A 19848-nucleotide genomic window follows, 5' to 3' on the forward strand; every position below is an offset into this window, starting at 1 on the left:
ACGACCACCACCCTCGGTGACGTTCGACATATGCAAGGACCCACCCCCCAACCACCACTTACGGTGGCCTCATGGGTGAGGAACGGCGTGGGTATCTGTACGGGCTGGCCGCGTACGCGATGTGGGGCTTCTTCCCCATCTACTTCAAGCTGCTCAAGCCCTCTCCCCCGCTCGAGATCCTCGCGCACCGCATCATCTGGTCCGTGCTGTTCATCAGCCTCCTGCTCGCCGCGATGCGGAACTGGCGCTTCCTCGGCCGGCTGATCCGCGACCGCCGACTCCTCGGCGGCGTCTCGCTGGCCGGCGTGCTGATCGGCGTGAACTGGGCGACCTACATCGTCGGCGTCAACTCGTCCCGGGTCGTCGAGACCGCGCTCGGGTACTTCATCACGCCGCTGGTCGTCGTGCTGCTCGGTGTGACGGTCCAGCGTGAGCGGCTGCGGCGGTGGCAGTGGGCGGCCGTCGGGATCGGTGGCCTGGCCGTGGGCGTGCTGACCGTCGACTACGGGCACCTGCCGTACATCGCTCTGCTGCTGGCTGCGAGCTTCGGGTCGTACAGTCTGGTCAAGAAGCGGTTGTCGCTGCCGCCCGCCGAGGGGCTGTTCGTCGAGTCGGCCGTGCTGGCCCTGCCCGCGCTGGCCTACCTGGGCTGGTTGAACGCGGCCGGCAGGGCCGAGTTCGGGCATGTGTCGGCGGCGCACACCGTGCTCATGGTGCTGGCGGGCGTGGCGACCGCCGTACCGTTGCTGCTCTTCGCCGCATCGGCCAACCGGGTGCCGCTCGTCGGTCTCGGCATTCTTCAGTACGTGGCGCCGATTCTGCAGCTGGCGTGTGGTGTGCTGCTGTTCCACGAGCCGATGCCCCCGGCGCGGCTCGCCGGGTTCGGCCTGGTGTGGATCGCGCTGATCATCTTCACCGTCGACGGGATCCGGGGGGCGCGGATCAGGGCCCGGAACGGCGCGAAGCGGACGGGGACCGACCCCGCGGCCGCCACCGCGGAGCCGGCCTCCGCCCTGCCGCCACGCTGACAGCCCGAGGGGCGGGCCGTCAGGGGACGTCGTACGCGAGCAGCGTCCGCCCGTCGTTGCGCACGAGCGCCAGCCGGGACAGCATCCCGTCGGTGAAGTGCGTGACGCCGGACATGCTGAACTCCTTGCCCGGCGAGGCGATCCAGGAGCCGAGCTGCTCGCTCTCGCGGTCGGGCCCGTACGCCATCAGCCGGATCGTGTACGGCTCGGAGTTCTCGTTCCCCCGGTTGTACGCGCACAGCAGGTTGACCTTGGTGCCGCCCGGCGCCCCGGCGAGGGAGATCTGCGCGGAGACGGGCACCTGCCCGTTGTCGGGGGTCATCGCGACGGCCGGGCCCGGGATCGCGGGATCGGGGGCGCCGCCGCGGCCCATCCAGAAGACCGCGCCGATGCCGGCGACCAGCGCGAGGCAGGCCGCGGCGAGGGCCGTGCCGAGCACGCGCCAGCGCAGCCGTTTGCGTTCCTCGCGGCGGGTCGTCTGGGCCGCCGTGACCAGGTCCGGCATCGCGGGGCGGCGGTGCTGCGGACGTTGCCCGGCGGCGAAGTCCGGTTCCAGCAGCCGCTCGAAGTCGGCCGGGTCGAGGCGGCCCAGCAGGCCGGGGAGCACCGCGATGTCGGCGACCGCCTCGCGGCAGAAGGAGCAGGTCGCGAGGTGCCGTTCGTACGCGGCCCGCTCGGCCGGTGACAGGGCGCCGAGGACGTACGCGCCGTCGTCGTGTTCGTGGTCGCACCTCATCCCGTCACCCCCATCTCGTCCAGGGCCATGCGCAGTGAGCGCAGGGCGTAATGCGTACGTGACTTGACCGTGCCCGGCGGGACGCCGAGCCGGGCGGCCGCCTCGGCGACCGAGCGACCCTGGTAGAAGCATTCGACCAGGACCTCGCGATGGCTCCGGGACAGCCGCCCCAGCGCTTCCGCGACCGTCCAGGCCTCCACCGCCCGGTCCGCCTCGTCCGCACTGGGCGGAGGCTCGGGAATCATGTCCGTGACCACCTCGCCGACCCGTACCGACCGCCGCCGCCAGGCGTCGATCGCCAGGTTGCGCGCGGTGGTGAACAGCCATGACCGCACCGTGCCCCGCTCGAGGTCCAGCGACTCCGGATGTCGCCAGGCCCGCAGCAGGGTTTCCTGCACGAGGTCCTCGGCCCGCTGGCGGTCGCCCCCGGAGAGGCGTACGGCGTGCGCGAACAGGGCATCCCCGTGCTCGTCCTGCAACGCGCGCAGCAGCTCGGCGTCCTGATCCATCAAGCCGGCCGACCTCCCTCGCGCGTTCCACCCTCAACTACGGGCGCGCGGGCCGGCGGGTTCAAACTGGTCAGGCAGTGGCGGCGTCACCCGTGGACAGCGCCTCCGCCACGCTGCGGGCGGCCGAGGTCAGCTTGGCGCGGACCACCCGTGCGGACGTGAGCATCTCGGCGGCCGGCAGGGCGCAGGCGAGGACGAGCCGGCGTTCCATGTCGCGGTCAGTGATGACGTTGACCGCCGCGCAGGCGAGGCCCTGGCGGAACTGGCCCATCTCGAGCTGCATGCCGCGGCGTTCCCCGGCGGCCAGGTCGGCCTCGAGCGCCTCCGGGGTGGTCAGCGTGGCGGGCGTGAACGCGCGCATGCCCCAGTCGCGCAGGTAGCGGGCGCGCTGGTCGGCGGTGAGCGTGGCGAGCAGGGCCTTGCCGAGGGCGGTGGCGTGGCCGCCCTCGTCGAAGCCGGGGACCATGTCGTCCATGAACGGCGAGCGCGCGCCCTCGGCGGAGGCGGTGACGGCTATCCGGCCACCGACGAACCGGCCGAGGTAGTGGCTGTACCCCGTCTCGACGGCGGCCCGGCGCAGCGCCTCACCGACGGACGGCGGGCCGCGGAACGCCGAGACCAGCTCGCGGTACCGGTCCGCGATCTCGAGGCCGACGATGTACGTGCCGTCCTCCCGCCTGATCACGTATCCCTCGTACGCCAGAGTGCGGACAAGGTGATACGTCGTGGCGACAGTGAGCTCGCACCGTCGAGCGATCTGTTTCACGGTGAGTCCGCGCGGGGCCCGACCTACCGACTCGAGCACGCGCAGGGCACGTGACACGCTCCGGATGAGATCTGACGGCTCCGCCAGGGGGTCGCGCACAGCTACCTCCGACGCCGGGGACTTACACCATATGAATAATCTTCCCCGGACGGAATGCCTGAAGCGTGTCGACCACGACGAATCTCTACCGCACGTATGGCTGCTGACACTCAGCGTTCAAGAATGACGTTTTCGCCGCACCCCGGCCATCATTGCGCGCACGGCCGCTCACCAGCGGAAACGAAAGCGCCTTACCACGATCAACGTCGAAGTCGCGCACCGGCCGGGATCAGAACCGGAAAGATTCCACTGTGGAAAGACCGTCAGCTGGTGCGGTCGGCGATGGAATCGCAGAGCGCCTCCATCGCGCGGCGCGGCGACCCGTCCGGCAGCGGCGCGAGGCAGGCACGCGCCTCCTCCGCGTAACCGCGGACGGTCTCCCGGGCGTGCTTCATCGCCGAGGACTCCCGCAGCAGGCCCAGCGCCTCCGCGTGCAGGGCGTCGTCGACGAGCGGCCCGGAGGCCAGCAGCTCCCGCAGGCGCACCGCGGAAGCGTCGGTGTCGTCGCCCGCGAGCGCGTACAGCACCGGGAGCGTCGGGACCCCCTCGCGCAGGTCGGTGCCCGGCGTCTTGCCGGACTGCACCGACTCGGACGCGATGTCGAGCAGGTCGTCGGAGAGCTGGAACGCGACGCCGATCGTCTCGCCGTACCCCGCGAGGGCCGCGACGTGCTCGGGCTTCGCGCCGGAGAAGAGGCCGCCGAAGCGGGCCGACGTCGCGAACAGCGACGCGGTCTTCTCGGCGATCACGTGCAGGTAGTGGTCAATCGGGTCGCTGCCCCGCGCACCCACCGTCTCGGCGATCTGGCCGTGCACCAGCCGGGAGAAGGTCTGCGCCTGCAGCCGGACCGCCTCGGTGCCGAGGGAGGCTGCCAGGTCCGCGGCCCGGGCGAACAGGTAGTCGCCGACCAGAATCGCCACGGAGTTGCCCCAGCGCGCGTTGGCGCTGGGCGCTCCGCGCCGCACGGCGGCCTCGTCCATGACGTCGTCGTGGTAGAGCGTGGCCAGGTGGGTGAGCTCCACGACCAGCGCGGCCGGCACGATCTCGGGCCGCGTGGGGTCACCGAACTGCGCCCCCAGCGCCACGACGAGCGGCCGGGTCCGCTTGCCGCCCGCGTCCATCAGGTGCCGGGCGGCCTCCGCGATCAGCGGGTCCGCGCTGGCGACGTTGCTGCGCAACTCGTCTTCCACCACGGCGAGCGTGGCCGAGACCGACGCGTCGACCGCGGGGTCGAGGCCGAGCCACGTCAGCGCGCTGTCAGCAGTCACGCTTTCACGATGCCATACGAGATTTCCCGCGGACGCCCCAGGGGTCGATCTTCCAAGATCAAGATCGTTCGGGGGTACGGGCACCGCTCCGGCGGGACTGGCGCACCGGGCGAGCATCGTGGCTGGTCACGCCTCTGCCGCAGACGCCGGGCGGAGCTGCCGGGTGCCGGCACACAGAAAAGCCCCGGCCGATGGCCGGGGCTTTTCTCGTCATATGACAGTTATCTGACGAACTGCGCGGCGTCGTTGGTGAGATCCAGCAGTGGGGCCGGGATCACACCCAGCGCGAACGTCGCGATGACGCCGATGGCCAGCGCCGCGGACGTCAGGAAGCCCGGGATCGACACCGTCGGCGTGTTCTCACCCGGCTCCTGCAGCCACATCATCACGATGACCCGCAGGTACGGGAACGCCAGCACCATGCTGGTGATCACGCCGACGATGACCAGCCAGGTCTGCCCACCGTCGATCGCCGCCCCGAACACCGCGAACTTGCTGGTGAAGCCGCTGGTCAGCGGGATGCCGGCGAAGGCCAGCAGGATGAACGAGAAGACGCCGGCGAGCAGCGGGCTCTTGCGGCCCAGCCCGGCCCAGCGGGACAGGTGCGTGGCCTCGCCCTCGGCGTCGCGGACCAGCGAGACGACGCCGAACGCGGCCAGCACCGAGAAGCCGTACGCGACGAGGTAGAACATCGTGCTGGACAGGCCCTCCTTGTTGAGCGCGAGCACGCCCACCAGCAGGTACCCCGCGTTCGCGATCGACGAGTACGCCAGGAGCCGCTTCATGTCGGTCTGGGTGACCGCCAGCACGGCGCCGATCAGCATCGTCAGGATCGCGATGACGCCCAGGACCGGCTGGAAGTCCCAGCGCACGCCCTCGAACGCCACGTACAGCACGCGCAGGAGCGCGCCGAACGCCGCCACCTTGGTGCAGGCCGCCATCAGCGCCGTGATCGGCGTCGGGGCGCCCTGGTAGACGTCCGGCGTCCACACGTGGAACGGCGCGGCCGCGCTCTTGAAGAGCAGGCCGATGGCGACGAGCGCCAGGCCGGCGTAGAGCAGCACCTCGCTGCGGTTCGGGTCGGCCACCGCGTTGTGGATGGCGGCCAGGTCGACGCCGCCGCTGTAGCCGTACAGCAGCGCCACACCGAAGAGGAAGAACGCCGAGGCGTACGAGCCCAGCAGGAAGTACTTCAGGGCCGCTTCCTGGCTCAGCAGGCGACGCCGGCGGGCCAGCGCGCACAGCAGGTACAGCGGCAGCGACAGCACCTCGAGCGCGACGAACATCGTCAGCAGGTCGTTCGCCGACACGAACAGCAGCATGCCGCCGAGCGAGAAGATCGTCAGCGGGTACACCTCGGTCGCGCCGGGCTGGCCGCCCGCCTGCCGCAGGTCCTTCTGCGAGCCGACGGTGACGGCGGCCTGCGAGACGAACGCGCCGCCGGCCTCGACGGTGCGCTCACCGATCAGCAGCAGCGAGACGAGCCCGAGCATCAGGATCGAACCCTGCAGGAACAGCGTCGGCCCGTCGATGGCGACCGCGCCGCCGATCGTGATGATCCGGGTGTTGCGCTCGATGATGACGGTGACCAGCGCCGCCACCGTCGCCAGCAGCGCGAGGCCGAGCTGGAAACCGTGCCGGCGGGCCTTGGGCACGAGCGCCTCGAAGAGCACGCCCAGGCAGGCCGCTCCCAGGAGGATCAACATCGGCGCGAGCGCGCCGTAGTCGATGTCGGGCAGTTTGAGGTCTGGCATGGCTACCGCGCCACCTTCCCGTTCGCGACCGCCGTCGGCGCCGGATCGGTCTTTCCGACGTCCTGCATGGTCGCCTGGACCGCCGGGTTGATCACATCGGTGACCGGCTTCGGGTAGAAGCCGAGGAGCAGCAGCAGGAGCACCAGCGGCGCGACGACGAGCTTCTCGCGCAGCGTGATGTCCTTGTGCATGGCCGGCACGTCGTTCAGCGCCGGGTTCAGCGTGCCCTGCGTCGTGCGCTGGAACATCCACAGCACGTACGCGGCGGCGAGGATGATGCCGGCCGTCGCGATGACCGCGTAGACCTTGTGCGTCGCGAACGTGCCGATCAGCACCAGGAACTCGCTGACGAACGGCGCCGTACCGGGCAGGGCCAGCGAGGCGAGGCCGGCGAAGAACAGCACGCCGGCCAGCACCGGGACGAGCTTGCCGGCGCCGCCGAAGTCGCTCACCAGGGCCGAGCCGCGGCGGGCCACGAACATGCCCACGACCAGGAACAGCAGGCCGGTGGCGAGGCCGTGGTTGACCATGTACAGCACCGAGCCGGTGCCCGCCTGGGTGGTGAAGGCGAAGATGCCGATGCCGATGAAGCCGAAGTGGGCGATCGACGTGTACGACACCAGCCGCTTGAGGTCGTTCTGACCGACCGCCAGCAGCGCCGCGTAGATGATGCCGATGACACCCAGCACCAGCGCCGCCGGCGCGAACCAGCGCGACGCCTCCGGGAAGATCGGAAGGCAGTAGCGCAGGATGCCGAAGGTGCCGACCTTGTCCATCACGCCCACGAGCAACGCGGCCGCGGGCGCCGGAGCGGCAACACCGGCGTCGGGCAGCCAGGTGTGGAACGGGAAGAACGGCGCCTTGACCGCGAACGCGATGAAGAAGCCGAGGAACAGCCAGCGGGCGGTGTTCGTCTCGAACGCCGCCGAGGCGTCCTTCAGGTTCGCCCAGTCGAACGTGTGCCCGCCGACGACCCAGAGGCCGATCACGGCGGCCAGCATGAACAGGCCGCCGACCAGCGAGTAGAGGAAGAACTTCACCGCGGCGTACTGGCGGCGCTGGCCGCCGTACGAGCCGATGATGAAGTACATCGGCACGAGCATGACCTCGAAGAACACGTAGAACAGGAACACGTCGGCGGCCGCGAAGACGCCGATCATCGTGCACTCGAGGGTGAGCAGCAGCGCGAAGTACGTCGGCACCGACCGCTGGGTCTCGTCGACGTCGTTCCACGACGCCAGGATCACCAGCGGTACGAGCACCGCGATCAGCACGAGCATGACCAGCGCGATGCCGTCCGTGGCGAACGTGAACCGCGCGTCCCAGGTGGGGATCCACTGGTACGACTCGCGGAACTGGAACCGGTCGCCGCCGACCTGGAACGCGACCCACATGACGATGCTCAGCGCGAGCACCACCAGCGACCACGCCAGCGCGACGGTCTTCGCCAGACCGCCCTTGCCGCGCGGGATGAAGGCCACCACTGCCGCGCCCACCAGCGGGAGCAACGTCAGGATGGACAGGAACGGGAAGTCCTTCATTACGCCAACCACCCCAGCTGGATCGCGAGGAACGCGCCGACGACCAGCACGGCGCCGGTGAGCATGGACAACGCGTACGAGCGGACGAAGCCCGACTGGAGCCGGCGCAGGCGCCCGGAGCTCCCGCCGACGGTGGCCGCGAGGCCGTTGACCACGCCGTCGATGCCCCTGTTGTCGAGATAGACCAGGGCGCGGGTCAGGTAGATGCCCGGCCGCTCGAACACCGCCTCGTTGAACGCGTCGGTGTACAGGTTGCGGCGGGCGGCGCGGACCAGCACGCCGGCCGGCTGCTCCTGCTCGGCCGTACCGTTGCGGAACAGTGCCCAGGCGAGGCCGGCGCCGAGCAGCGTCACGACGATGCTCAGCGTGGTGAGCAGCCAGTGCGCGAGCACCGGGGTCGCCTCGGCCTCCTCCTGGCCGAAGACCGGCTCCAGCCAGTTCGGCACCGAGGTGGACATCAGCCAGCCCGCGGCGATCGAGCCGAGCGCCAGCAGCATCAGCGGCACGGTCATGATCAGCGGCGACTCGTGCGGCTCGTGGATGTCCTCGGTCCAGCGCTTCGGGCCGTGGAACGTCAGCACGAACAGGCGCGTCATGTAGAACGCGGTGAGCCCGGCGCCGAGCAGCGCGGCCAGGCCGTACAGCCAGGCGGTCCAGCCCTCGCGCTCGAACGCCGCCACGATGATCGGCTCCTTGGTGAAGAAGCCGGACAGCGGCGGGATGCCGATGATCGCGAGCCAGCCCATCATGAAGGTGAGCCAGGTCCACTTCATGTACTTGCTCAGCCCGCCGAAGCGACGGATGTCGACCTGGTCGTGCATGCCGTGCATGACCGAGCCGGCGCCGAGGAACATGTTGGCCTTGAAGAAGCCGTGCGCCAGCAGGTGGATGATGGCCAGCGCGTACGCCGCCCCGCCGAGCCCGACGCCGAGGAACATGTAGCCGATCTGGCTGACCGTCGACCAGGCGAGCACGCGCTTGATGTCGTCCTTCGCCGCGCCGATGATGCAGCCCATCAGCAGGGTGATCGCGCCGACGGTGACCACGATCGTCTGCAGCGTCGCGTTCGCCGTGAAGATCGCGTGCGAGCGGGCGATCAGGTACACGCCCGCGGTGACCATCGTCGCGGCGTGGATGAGGGCCGAGACCGGGGTCGGGCCCTCCATCGCGTCCGGGAGCCAGGCCTGCAGCGGGAACTGGCCGGACTTACCGGCCGCGCCGAGCAGCAGCAGGATGCCCATGACCAGCACGGTGCCGCCGGAGAGCGTGGAGACGCCGTTGAACACCCCGTCGTACTGGGTGGTGCCCAGCGTGGCGAACATCAGGAAGATGCCGATGGCCAGGCCGGCGTCGCCGACCCGGTTCATCAGGAACGCCTTCTTGCCCGCGGTCGCCGCGGACGGCCGGGTGTACCAGAACGAGATCAGCAGGTACGACGCGAGACCCACGCCCTCCCAGCCGAAGTACAGCATCACGTAGTTGTTGCCGAGGACCAGCAGGAGCATGGCCGCGACGAAGAGGTTGAAGTACGCGAAGAACTTCCGGCGCCCCGGGTCGTGTTCCATGTAGCCCACCGCGTACAGGTGGATGAGCGACCCGACGCCGGTGATCAGCAGGACGAAGACGCCGGACAGCGGGTCGAAGAGCAGGCCGAAGTCGACCTTCAGCCCGCCGACGGTGATGAAGTCCCACAGGCTCTGCTGAGCGGAGCGGTGGCCCTCTTCCATGCCGCCGAGCTTGAAGAACATGAGCAGGCCGAGGACGAAGGTCGTGGCGACCGCCAGCACGCCGAGCCAGTGGCCCCACTTGTCGGCCCGCTTGCCGAGCAGCAGCAGCACCGTCGCGCTGGCGAGCGGAATGGCGACGAGCAGCCAGATTCCGCTCAAGAGCCCCGTCGCGTGGGCATACTCCACTGTCTGTTCCACGTGAAGGCCCCTTTAGTACTTGAGGAGGTTGGCGTCGTCGACGCTCGCCGAGCGTCGCGTCCGGAAGATCGACATGATGATGGCGAGCCCGACCACGACCTCGGCCGCCGCGACCACCATCACGAAGAACGAGATGATCTGGCCGTCGAGCGTGCCGTTGATGCGGCTGAAGGTCACCAGCGCGAGGTTCGCCGCGTTCAGCATCAGCTCGATGCACATGAACAGGACGATCGCGTTGCGGCGGACGAGCACCCCGGCGGCGCCGATGGTGAACAGGATCGCCGCCAGGACGAGGTAGTAGTCAGGAGTCACTTGTCCGTCCCCTTGGGTGCGGCCTCGGTCGCGGTGAGTTCCCGTACCGGCAGGATCGGCGAGATGCTGCGGTCCGAGCCCTTGCCGTCGGGCAACTTCGCCGGAGCGGCCACCGACATGGTGTTGGCGTACACGCCCGGGCCCGGCTTCACACCGGGGTAGTTGCCGGGGCGGAAGCGTTCCCTCATCCGGGCGACCTGGTCCATGACCTCGCCCTTGGCCCGCTCGACGTGCGCGAGCACCATCGCGCCGACCGCCGCCGTGATGAGCAGCGCCGACGTGACCTCGAAGGCGAAGACGTACTTGGTGAACAGCAGCCGGGCGATGCCCTGCACGTTGCCGGCCGCGTTCGCGTCGGCCAGGCCGACCACCGCGGTGTCACCCAGCGAGCGGGCCAGGCCGGCCGCCACGAGCACGCCGAAGCCGGCGCCGAGCAGGATCGCCGCGACGCGCTGGCCGCGCAGGGTCTCGATGAGCGAGTCCGAGGCGTCCCGGCCGACGAGCATCAGCACGAACAGGAACAGCATCATGATCGCGCCGGTGTAGACGATGATCTGCACCGCGCCGAGGAACGGCGCGGAGTTGACCACGTACAGGACGCCCAGGCTGAGCATCGTCACGACGAGCCACAGGGCGGAGTGCACCGCGTTGCGGGCGAGCACCATGCCCAGGCCGCCGATCACGGCGAGCGTCCCGAGGATCCAGAACGCCCAGGCCTCCCCGGTGGAGACCTGAGCGGCAGCCTCGGCCGCGTACGACATCATCATCGCTTCACCTCCGCGGGCTGGTCCGCGGCGTCCTCGCGGCGCAGCGTGCCCGCCGTCTCGGCGCGGGCGCCCGGCTCGCCGGCGGTCGACGCGTCCCGGGTGCCGGAGTCCGACCAGGGAGCCCGCTCGGCGCCGGCCGACGTGCCGGGGTTGGTCAGCGCGCCGACGTAGTAGTCCTTGTCGGTGTCACCCAGCCGCATCGGGTGCGGCGGCTGCTCCATGCCGGGCAGGAGCGGGGCCAGGAGCTCCTTCTTGGTGAAGATGAGGTCCTGACGGCTGTCGCGGGCCAGCTCGTACTCGTTGCTCATGGTCAGCGAACGGGTCGGGCAGGCCTCGATGCACAGCCCGCAGAAGATGCAGCGGGCGTAGTTGATCTGGTAGATGCTGGCGTACCGCTCCCCCGGGGAGAAGCGCATCTCGTCGGTGTTGTCGCCACCCTCGACGTAGATCGCGTCCGCCGGGCAGGCCCAGGCGCACAGCTCGCAGCCGATGCACTTCTCGAGGCCGTCCGGGTGCCGGTTGAGGATGTGCCGGCCGTGGTAGCGCGGCGCCGGCTTGGGCGGCGTGAACGGGTAGTCGGTCGTGATGACCTTGCGGAACATGTGCGCGAAGGTCACCCCGAAGCCCTTGAACGAGCCCGTGAACGTTCCCACGTCACACCTCCTTGTCTGACGTGTCGTCGTCCGGGTCGGTGGTCGTGCCGCCGACCGTGGCGGGCTGGCGCTCGGCCACCGCGCGGCGGGCGCGCGGGCTGGGCGGGACCTGGAGGTCCATGGGCGGGACCGGGAAGCTGCCCGGCGGGCGGGCGGCGAGCTGTTCCTCGATCGAACGCTCCCGCGGCTTCTTGCTCGCCGGCCAGAGCAGGGCGATGCCGAGCACCACCACCGCCGCGACGATGTAGACGAGGTAGCGCGCGCCGCCGTCGATCCGGTCGTTGGTGACCCGGACGCCGGCCAGGAAGAGGATCCAGACCAGGTTGACCGGGATCAGCACCTTCCAGCCGAAGCGCATGAACTGGTCGTAGCGCATCCGAGGCAGCGTGGCCCGCAGCCAGATGAAGCCGAAGAGCAGGATCAGGACCTTCACCAGCCACCACAGCAGCGGCCACCAGCCGGAGTTGGCGCCCGCCCAGAACGTGGTGATCGGGGCGGGTGCCCGCCAGCCGCCGAGGAACAGCGTGGTGGCGAACGCCGAGACGGTGATCATGTTGATGTACTCGGCGAGGAAGAACATCGCGAACTTGAACGACGAGTACTCGGTGTGGAAGCCGCCGACCAGCTCCGACTCCGCCTCGGGCAGGTCGAACGGGGCCCGGTTGGTCTCACCGACCGCCGCGATGCAGTAGATGATGAAGCTCGGCAGCAGCAGGACCGCGTACCAGCTCGGCGCGGTGGGGTTCCAGCCGAGGATGTCGACGCTCGACGCCCCGTTGCCCGCCTGCGCCTTGATGATCTGCGAGGTGGACATGGTGCCGGCCGTCATGAACACCGCCACGATGGACAGGCCCATGGCGACCTCGTACGAGATCATCTGCGCGCTCGACCGCAGGCCGCCCAGCAGCGGGTACGTCGAACCCGACGCCCAGCCGGCGAGCACGACGCCGTAGACGCTCATCGAGGAGCAGGCCAGCAGCACCAGCACCGAGACCGGTACGTCGGTGAGCTGCAGCGCGGTCTTGTGCCCGAAGATCGACACGACCGGCCCGAACGGGATCACCGAGAACGCGGTGAACGCGCAGGTCGCCGAGATCACCGGGGCGATGAAGTACACCGCCCGGTCGGCCGTCTTCGGGATGATCTCCTCTTTGAACGGCAGCTTGAGGCCGTCGGTGAGGCTCTGCAGCCAGCCCTTCGGACCGACCTGGTTGGGGCCCGGCCGGACCGCCATCCGGGCCACGACCTTGCGCTCATAGTTGATCGTGAAGAGCGTCAGCAGCAGCAGGACGACGAAGACGCCCAGCAGCTTGATCAGCGTGATCCACCAGACGTCGTTCTCGAACGTCTGCAGCGTCGGATCCTGTGCGGCTCCGAGAATCACTGTGTTCATGAGTGCACCCCTTGGGCGAGGACCGGGCCCGGCTTGCCGGCGCTGAGCCGGACCACCGCACCCGAGGTGACGCCCAGGCTGCGACGCACCGTCGAGCCCGGCGAGTTCGTGGGCAGCCACACGACCCGCGGGGGCAGGTCGGCGATCTCCGCCGGCAGCGTGAGCGCGCCGCGGTCGGTGCCGACCGTGACGGCGTCGCCGTCGGCCACGCCGAGCGCCTCGGCGAGGTCCTTGCCGAGCCGCACCACCGGCGTACGGGCCGTTCCGGCCAGCACCTCGTCGCCGTCGAGCAGCGTGCCGAGGTCGATCAGCTGGTGCCAGGTGGCGAGGACCGCCTCCTGCGCGCCCGGCTCCGGCAGGCTTGCCGGCGCGACCGTGGGCAGCGCCGGACGCTCGGACCGGCTCGCCGGCATCGCGCCCAGCTCGCGCCGGATCCCGGCGACGTCGCCGGTGCCCAGGGAGACGTCCATGGACGCGGCGATCGCCTCCAGCACCCGGCCGTCGGTCATCGCGCCGGTCGGCAGCACGGCGTCGAAGGTCCGCAGGCGGCCCTCCCAGTCCATGAACGTGCCGGCCTTCTCCGGCGCCGGCGCGATCGGCAGGACCACGTCGGCGCGCCGGGTCACGGCGCTCTGCCGCAGCTCGACGCTGACCAGGAACGGCACCGCGTCCAGGGCCTGCTCGGCCAGGCGCGGGTCGGCGAGGTCGGCCGGGTCGACGCCGGCGACCAGCAGGGCGCCGAGCGAGCCGTCCGCGGCGGCCGCGATGATCGCGTCCGTGTCCCGGCCCGCGGCGGCGGGCAGGGCGCCCGCGTCCACGTCCCAGGCGGCGGCCAGTTCGGCCCGCGCCCCCACGTCGGCGACCGGGCGGCCGCCGGGCAGCAGGTTGGGCAGGCAGCCGGCGTCCACCGCGCCGCGGTCACCCGCGCGCCGCGGCACCCAGGCGAGCCGGGCGCCGGTGCGGGCGGCCAGCGCGGCCGCGGCGGACAGGCCACCGGGGACGCTCGCGAGCCGCTCGCCGACGAACAGCAGCGAACCGGGCGCGCTGAGCGCGGCGGCCACCGTCGCGTCACCGGCCAGCAGCCGCGCCTCGTCGCCCGGGACGGCCGTCACCAGCGCCGCACCGAGCTTCTCGAAGCCGCGGCTCAGGTACGGCGCCACCGCCGTGACCTTCAGCCGCTTCTTGCCGTGGGCCTTGCGCAGGCGCAGGAACAGGATCGGGCACTCCTCCTCGGGCTCCAGCCCGACGATGAGCGCCGACGGCGCGGTCTCGATGTCCTCGTACGTGACGTCGGTGACCCCGGCGACCGAAGCGGCCAGGAACTCCGCCTCCTCCGCCGAGTGCGGCCGGGCCCGGAAGTCGATGTCGTTCGTGCCGAGGGCGACCCGGGCGAACTTCGCGTACGCGTACGCGTCCTCGACGGTGAGCCGCCCGCCGGTGAGCACGCCGACGCCCTTGCCCTTCGCCGCCGCCAGGCCCTCGGCCGCCACGACGAGCGCCTCCGACCAGGAGGCCTCACGCAGCTCGCCGCTGTCGGCGTCGCGGACCATCGGGGTGGTGATGCGGTCGTAGCCGGTGGTGTAGCGGAAGCCCCACCGGCCCTTGTCGCAGTTCCACTCCTCGTTCACCGCCGGGTCGTCGCCGGCGAGGCGGCGCAGCACCTTGCCGCGGCGGTGGTCGGCCCGCATCGCGCAGCCGGCCGCGCAGTGCTCGCACGTCGTCGGCGTGGAGACCAGGTCGAACGGGCGGGCCCGGAACCTGTACTGCTCGCCGGTCAGCGCGCCGACCGGGCAGATCTGGATCGTGTTGCCGGAGAAGTACGAGTTGAAGGCGACGTCGCCCTCGCCCTCGCCCACCTGGCCGTCACCGGTGCCCGTGCCGCCGAAGAAGTCGTCGCGGTACACGTTGATCTGCTCGCCGGACGAGCGGTCCATCAGGTCGATGAACTTGTCACCGGCGATCTCCTCGGAGAACCGGGTGCAGCGCTGGCAGAGGATGCACCGCTCCCGGTCCAGCAGCACCTGGCTGGAGATGTGGATCGGCTTCTCGTACTCGCGCTTGTGCTCGTGGAACCGCGTGTCGGGACGGCCGCTCGACATCGCCTGGTTCTGCAGCGGGCACTCGCCGCCCTTGTCGCAGGTCGGGCAGTCGAGCGGGTGGTTGATCAGCAGCATCTCCATGATGCCGGCCTGCGCCTTGGCGGCGACCGGGGAGCTGAGCTGGGTCTTGACGATCATGCCCTCGGCGACCGTCTGGGTGCAGGAGGCGACCGGCTTGCGCTGGCCCTCCACCTCCACCAGGCACTGCCGGCAGGCGCCGGCCGGGGCCAGCAGCGGGTGGTCGCAGAACCGCGGGATGGCGATGCCCATCCGCTCGGCGACCCGGATGACCAGCTCGCCCTTCTCGGCCGTGACCTCGACGCCGTCGATGGTCAGGGTGACGGTGTCCGCCTTCTTGGCGACGTCGGTCATCAGTGCGCTCCTACCAGGGCCTTCTCGGACAGCCGCGGAGCGGTCCGGCCCTCGATGTAGTCCAGGTAGTCCTGCCGGAACCACTTCAGCGTGGAGACGACCGGGGTGGCCGCGCCGTCGCCGAGGCCGCAGAACGACCGGCCGAAGATGTTGTCCGCCGTGTCCTGCAGGGTGTCCAGGTCCTGGTAGGTGCCCTGGCCGGAGAGGATCCGGCGGTACGTGCGCACCATCCAGTAGTTGCCCTCACGGCACGGGGTGCACTTGCCACAGGACTCGTGGTGGTAGAACTCCAGCCAGCGCCAGGTCGCGTACACCGGGCAGTCCTGGTCGGAGAAGATCTGCATCGCCGTGGTGCCCAGGATGGAGCCCGCGGCCGCGACGCCCTCGAAGTCCATCGGGGTGTCGATGTGCTCGGCGGTGAGCAGCGGCGTCGACGAGCCGCCCGGCGTCCAGAACTTCAGGTTGTGGCCCGGCTTCATGCCGCCCGCGAGCTCGATCAGCTCGCGCAGGGTGATGCCGAGGCCGCACTCGTACTGGCCCGGGTTGGCGATCCGGCCGGACAGCGAGTAGATCATCGGGCCGGACGACTTCTCCGTGCCCATGCTCTTCCACCAGTCCGCGCCGCCGAGCACGATGTACGGCACCGAGGCGATGGTGCCCACGTTGTTGACGACGGTGGGGCTGGCGTACAGGCCGGCGACCGCGGGGAACGGCGGGCGCAGCCGGGGCTGGCCGCGGAAGCCCTCGAGGGAGTCCAGCAGGGCCGTCTCCTCGCCGCAGATGTACGCGCCCGCGCCGCTGTGCACGACGAGGTCCAGGTCGAACCCGGAGCCGAGGATGTTCTCGCCCAGGTAGCCCTTGGCGTACGCCTCCTTGACCGCGTTGCGCAGCCGGCGGGCGGCGTGCACGGCCTCGCCACGGATGTAGATGTACGCCCGGCTCGCGCGGATCGCGTACGAGGCGATGATCGCGCCCTCGATCAGCGAGTGCGGGTCGTACGTCATCAGCGGCAGGTCCTTGCAGGTGCCCGGCTCGCCCTCGTCGGCGTTGATGACGAGGTAGTGCGGCTTGCCGTCGCCCTGCGGGATGAAGCCCCACTTGAGGCCGGTCGGGAAGCCGGCGCCGCCGCGGCCGCGCAGGCCCGAGTCCTTGACGAGCTGGATCAGGTCGTCCGGGTGCACGTCCAGCGCCTTGCGGACCGCGGCGTAGCCGTCGAGCCGCTCGTACACGTCGATCTTCCAGGCGTCCGGCGACAGCCAGCGCTTGGTCAGGACGGGGGTGAGCTTCTGGAGCACCTCGCGCCGTGGCTGGGTCACTTCTTCTCCTCGCTGCCGCGCTGAGCGTTCTGCCAGCCCGGGTTCTCCGTGGCGGGCGACTGCTCCCTGTGCGCTGCGGTGCTCTCGCTGACGATGCTCTCGCCGCGCTCGCTGTCACCCGCGGGCTTGCCGTCGCCGGCAGTGGCGTTCTTCGCCGCCCCCGCAGCCTCGGTGCGGTTGGCCGGCACGCTGGTGACGTCGGTCTGCGCCGGGTCGGGCGTCGGCGTGGAGGCGTCGGGGTTGCGGGCCTCCGCCGCGCGTACCTCCGGGTCCTTGACGTCGCCGGCCTTGACCGGCGCGCCCGCCTTGCGGTGCTCGACCGCGTGCTCGGCCTTGTCGACGACCACCGCGGCCGCGGACCTGACCGCGCCCGCCGCCTTCTTGGCGACGCTGGCGATCTTGCCCTCGGGCTTGGCCGGGGGCTGCGCACCGGCCGGGGAGGGGTCCTTGACGGCCTTCGCCGACTCGTCCCGGGCCGGCTTGGTCGTCGTGATCGGGGTGTCGATGTCGAAGTTCGCCACCGCGACCCCGTGCTGCTGGGCCAGCGTGACCCCGCGCAGGGTGGGCGCGCCGGCGACGCCGTCGGCCACCGCGCCGTCGCGCTCGTCGGCGAAACCGGCGAGCTGCAGCTGCATCTCCTTGAGCGTGCAGATGCGGGCGCCGCGGCTGGGCATCGGCCGCTCGCCGTTGCGCAGCTGCTCGGCCAGGTCGACCGCCGCCTCGGGCGTGGCCTCGTCGATGGCGAAGTCGTAGTTGACCGTCACCACCGGGGCGTAGTCACACGCCGCCAGGCACTCGGCGTGCTCCAGCGTGATCTTGCCGTCGGCGGTGGTCTCGTCGTGGCCGACGCCGAGGTGCTCGGCGAGGCCGTCGTAGACCTCCTGCCCGCCCAGCACGTTGCACAGCGTGTTGGTGCAGACGCTGATCAGGTACTCGCCGGTCGGGCGGCGCTTGTACATCGTGTAGAAGGTCGCCACCGCGCCGACCTGGGCCTTGTTGATGCCCAGGATCTCGGCGCAGAACGCCACGCCGTCGGGGCTGACGTGCCCCTCCACCGTCTGCACGAGGTGCAGCAGCGGCAGCAGCGCGGAGCGCTCGCGGCCCACCGGGTAGCGGGCGATGATCTCGCGCGCGGGCTCCAGGAGCTTCTCCGCCAGCGGCGCGGCCGCCGGGGAGAACTCAACCGTGGTATCGGACATCTATCGGTCACACCCACCCATCACCGGGTCCAGGGACGCGCCGCCGGCGATCACGTCGGCCAGCAGAGCGCCTTCGGCCATCGCGGAGATGGCCTGCAGGTTCACGAAGCTCGGGTCGCGGTAGTGCACCCGGTACGGGTGCGTGCCACCGTCGGACACCGCGTGCACGCCGAGCTCGCCGCGCGGGTGCTCGATGCCGACGTAGACCTGCCCCGGCGGTACCCGGAAGCCCTCGGTCACGAGCTTGAAGTGGTGGATCAGCGACTCCATCGACTGACCCATGATCTTGGCGACGTGCTCGAGCGAGTTGCCGAGCCCGTCGACCCCGAGCGCGAGCTGCGCCGGCCAGGCGATCTTCTTGTCCTCGATCCAGATCGGACCGGGGCGCAGCCGGTCGAGCGCCTGCTCGACGATCTTCAGGGACTCGCGGATCTCGGCGACCCGGACCAGGTAGCGGCCCCACACGTCGGCCGTCGTGGCGGTCGGGACGTCGAACTCGTACGTCTCGTAGCCGCAGTACGGCATGGTCTTGCGCAGGTCCCAGGCGAGGCCCGCGGCGCGCAGGACCGGTCCGGTGGTGCCCAGCGCCATGCAGCCGGTGACGTCGAGGACGGCGACGCCCTGCGTACGCTCCTGCCAGATCACCTGGCCGGAGAGCATGTCCTCGTACTCCTTGAGCTTCTTCGGCATGTAGACGAGGAAGTCGCGGATCTTCTTGACGGCCGACTCGGGCAGGTCCTGCGAGAGGCCGCCCGGGCGGATGAAGCCGTTGTTCATCCGCAGGCCGGAGGTCTCCTCGAAGATGTCGAGGATGTACTCGCGCTCGCGGAAGCCGTACAGCATCATCGAGATCGCGCCGAGCTCCATGCCGGTGGTCGCCAGCCACACCAGGTGCGAGGCGATCCGCTGGAGCTCCATGAACATGACCCGGATCGTGTTCGTCCGCTCGGTGATCTGGTCGGTGACGCCGAGCAGCTTCTCCACGGCGAGGCAGTAGCCGGCCTCGTTGAACATGTTGGACAGGTAGTCCATGCGGGTCACGAACGTGACGCCCTGGGTCCAGTTGCGGTACTCGAGGTTCTTCTCGATGCCGGTGTGCAGGTAGCCCACGACGGGACGGCACTCAGTCACCGTCTCACCCTCGAGCTCCAGCACGAGGCGCAGCACGCCGTGCGTGGACGGGTGCTGCGGGCCCATGTTGACGACGATCTTCTCGTTGCTGAGCGGATCGACGCTGCTGGTGACGGAGTCCCAGTCGCCGCCGGTGACCGTGAAGACGCGGCCCTCGGTGGTCTCTCGTTCGGTGGCGTACGCTCCGCCCGCAGTCGATTGGCTTGTCATTGGTAGACCCTCCGCTGGTCAGGAGGCGGAATCTCGGCGCCCTTGTACTCGACGGGAATGCCGCCGAGCGGATAGTCCTTGCGCTGCGGGTGCCCCTCCCAGTCGTCCGGCATGAGGATCCGGGTCAGGTTGGGGTGGCCGTCGAAGACGACGCCGAACATGTCGTAGATCTCCCGCTCCTGCCAGTCGGCGGTCGGGTAGATCGAGGTCACGCTGGGCAGGCTCTGCCCGACGGCGACCGCGGCCTCCAGGCGCACCCGGCGGCGGTACGTCATGGAGGTCAGCTGGTACGCCACGTGCAGCCGGCGTGGGTCGCTGCCCAGGTAGTCGACGCCGTCGACCGAGGAGCACAGCTCGAAGCGCAGCGACTCGTCGTCGCGCATGATCTGGCAGACCTCGGCGATCCGCTCCGGCGCGATGTGCAGGGTGAGCTCGCCACGGTCGACGACCACCTTCTCGACGGCGTCGGCGAAGCCGGGGTAGGCCTCCTCCAGCGCGTCGTACACCTCGTCGAAGTAGCCGCCGAACGGCCGCGGGCTGTCCACCGTGGTCGGGCGCCGGCGGGCCAGGCCGCCGAAGCCGGAGACGTCGCCGGTGCCCTTGACGCCGAACATGCCCTTGGCGGGACTCGGCGGTGTCTGCGCCGGGGCGTCGAGGTTCGCGCCGACCGGCTGCGTCGCCGGCACGGCGCCGTCAGAGTGCGTTGTCACTTAAGAAACCCTTCCGCTCGGCGGATCGGGGACGGCCGTTCAGCCGACTGAGCTGAATGG

Annotated in this window: 17 protein-coding genes; 1 reads left to right on the forward strand and 16 read right to left on the reverse strand. The window is 70.4% G+C overall.

The window, feature by feature from the left end:
* Window positions 1–71: 71 nt before the first annotated feature.
* A complete protein-coding gene (gene rarD / locus COUCH_RS37985) occupies window positions 72–1028 on the forward strand; it encodes an EamA family transporter RarD (protein WP_249609943.1) in 957 nt (318 codons plus the stop codon).
* Between the two features lie 19 nt (window positions 1029–1047).
* Here the strand turns inward: rarD and COUCH_RS37990 are convergent, their stop codons facing one another.
* The 16 genes from COUCH_RS37990 to COUCH_RS38065 all read right to left on the reverse strand — a co-directional run bounded on the left by COUCH_RS37990 (window position 1048) and on the right by COUCH_RS38065 (window position 19788).
* Window positions 1048–1764, reverse strand: a complete 717-nt coding sequence (locus tag COUCH_RS37990) for an anti-sigma factor family protein (protein ID WP_249609944.1) — start codon at window positions 1762–1764, stop codon at window positions 1048–1050.
* Window positions 1761–2273 carry a sigma-70 family RNA polymerase sigma factor gene (locus tag COUCH_RS37995; RefSeq protein WP_275980048.1) on the reverse strand — a complete coding sequence of 171 codons (513 nt, stop codon included), beginning with the start codon at window positions 2271–2273 and terminating at the stop codon, window positions 1761–1763. The genes COUCH_RS37990 and COUCH_RS37995 overlap by 4 nt, the downstream gene beginning before the upstream one ends.
* Before the next feature lie 70 nt (window positions 2274–2343).
* On the reverse strand, window positions 2344–3138 hold the full coding sequence (locus COUCH_RS38000; protein WP_199512241.1) for an IclR family transcriptional regulator: 795 nt from the start codon (window positions 3136–3138) through the stop codon (window positions 2344–2346).
* 263 nt (window positions 3139–3401) lie between these two features.
* Complete coding sequence (locus tag COUCH_RS38005; RefSeq protein WP_249613947.1) at window positions 3402–4388, reverse strand: polyprenyl synthetase family protein; 987 nt, start codon at window positions 4386–4388, stop codon at window positions 3402–3404.
* A 239-nt stretch (window positions 4389–4627) separates the two neighbouring features.
* A complete protein-coding gene (gene nuoN, locus COUCH_RS38010) occupies window positions 4628–6160 on the reverse strand; it encodes an NADH-quinone oxidoreductase subunit NuoN (RefSeq protein WP_249609945.1) in 1533 nt (510 codons plus the stop codon).
* 2 nt (window positions 6161–6162) lie between these two features.
* Window positions 6163–7701 (reverse strand): NADH-quinone oxidoreductase subunit M, encoded by a 1539-nt coding sequence (locus COUCH_RS38015; RefSeq protein WP_249609946.1) that lies wholly within the window; start codon window positions 7699–7701, stop codon window positions 6163–6165.
* Complete coding sequence (gene nuoL, locus COUCH_RS38020; RefSeq protein ID WP_249609947.1) at window positions 7701–9626, reverse strand: NADH-quinone oxidoreductase subunit L; 1926 nt, start codon at window positions 9624–9626, stop codon at window positions 7701–7703. Before nuoL ends, COUCH_RS38015 begins: the two co-directional genes overlap by 1 nt.
* A gap of 12 nt (window positions 9627–9638) precedes the next feature.
* Complete coding sequence (gene nuoK / locus COUCH_RS38025; RefSeq protein WP_023357573.1) at window positions 9639–9938, reverse strand: NADH-quinone oxidoreductase subunit NuoK; 300 nt, start codon at window positions 9936–9938, stop codon at window positions 9639–9641.
* Window positions 9935–10702, reverse strand: a complete 768-nt coding sequence (locus COUCH_RS38030) for an NADH-quinone oxidoreductase subunit J (protein ID WP_249613948.1) — start codon at window positions 10700–10702, stop codon at window positions 9935–9937. The genes nuoK and COUCH_RS38030 overlap by 4 nt, the downstream gene beginning before the upstream one ends.
* A complete protein-coding gene (gene nuoI, locus COUCH_RS38035) occupies window positions 10702–11358 on the reverse strand; it encodes an NADH-quinone oxidoreductase subunit NuoI (RefSeq protein WP_199512246.1) in 657 nt (218 codons plus the stop codon). The genes COUCH_RS38030 and nuoI overlap by 1 nt, the downstream gene beginning before the upstream one ends.
* Window position 11359: 1 nt before the next feature.
* Window positions 11360–12751: an NADH-quinone oxidoreductase subunit NuoH gene (gene nuoH / locus COUCH_RS38040; protein ID WP_249609948.1), complete on the reverse strand. Its 1392-nt coding sequence runs from the start codon at window positions 12749–12751 to the stop codon at window positions 11360–11362.
* Window positions 12748–15222, reverse strand: a complete 2475-nt coding sequence (locus tag COUCH_RS38045; protein ID WP_249609949.1) for an NADH-quinone oxidoreductase subunit G — start codon at window positions 15220–15222, stop codon at window positions 12748–12750. Before COUCH_RS38045 ends, nuoH begins: the two co-directional genes overlap by 4 nt.
* A complete protein-coding gene (gene nuoF / locus COUCH_RS38050) occupies window positions 15222–16538 on the reverse strand; it encodes an NADH-quinone oxidoreductase subunit NuoF (RefSeq protein ID WP_199512249.1) in 1317 nt (438 codons plus the stop codon). Before nuoF ends, COUCH_RS38045 begins: the two co-directional genes overlap by 1 nt.
* Window positions 16535–17737, reverse strand: a complete 1203-nt coding sequence (nuoE, locus tag COUCH_RS38055) for an NADH-quinone oxidoreductase subunit NuoE (protein WP_249609950.1) — start codon at window positions 17735–17737, stop codon at window positions 16535–16537. Before nuoE ends, nuoF begins: the two co-directional genes overlap by 4 nt.
* On the reverse strand, window positions 17738–19078 hold the full coding sequence (locus tag COUCH_RS38060) for an NADH-quinone oxidoreductase subunit D (protein ID WP_249609951.1): 1341 nt from the start codon (window positions 19076–19078) through the stop codon (window positions 17738–17740).
* A complete protein-coding gene (locus COUCH_RS38065) occupies window positions 19075–19788 on the reverse strand; it encodes an NADH-quinone oxidoreductase subunit C (protein ID WP_249609952.1) in 714 nt (237 codons plus the stop codon). Before COUCH_RS38065 ends, COUCH_RS38060 begins: the two co-directional genes overlap by 4 nt.
* Window positions 19789–19848 lie beyond the last annotated feature (60 nt).

The sequence above is a fragment of the Couchioplanes caeruleus genome, from assembly GCF_023499255.1.
Taxonomy (GTDB): Bacteria; Actinomycetota; Actinomycetes; order Mycobacteriales; family Micromonosporaceae; genus Actinoplanes; species Actinoplanes caeruleus_A.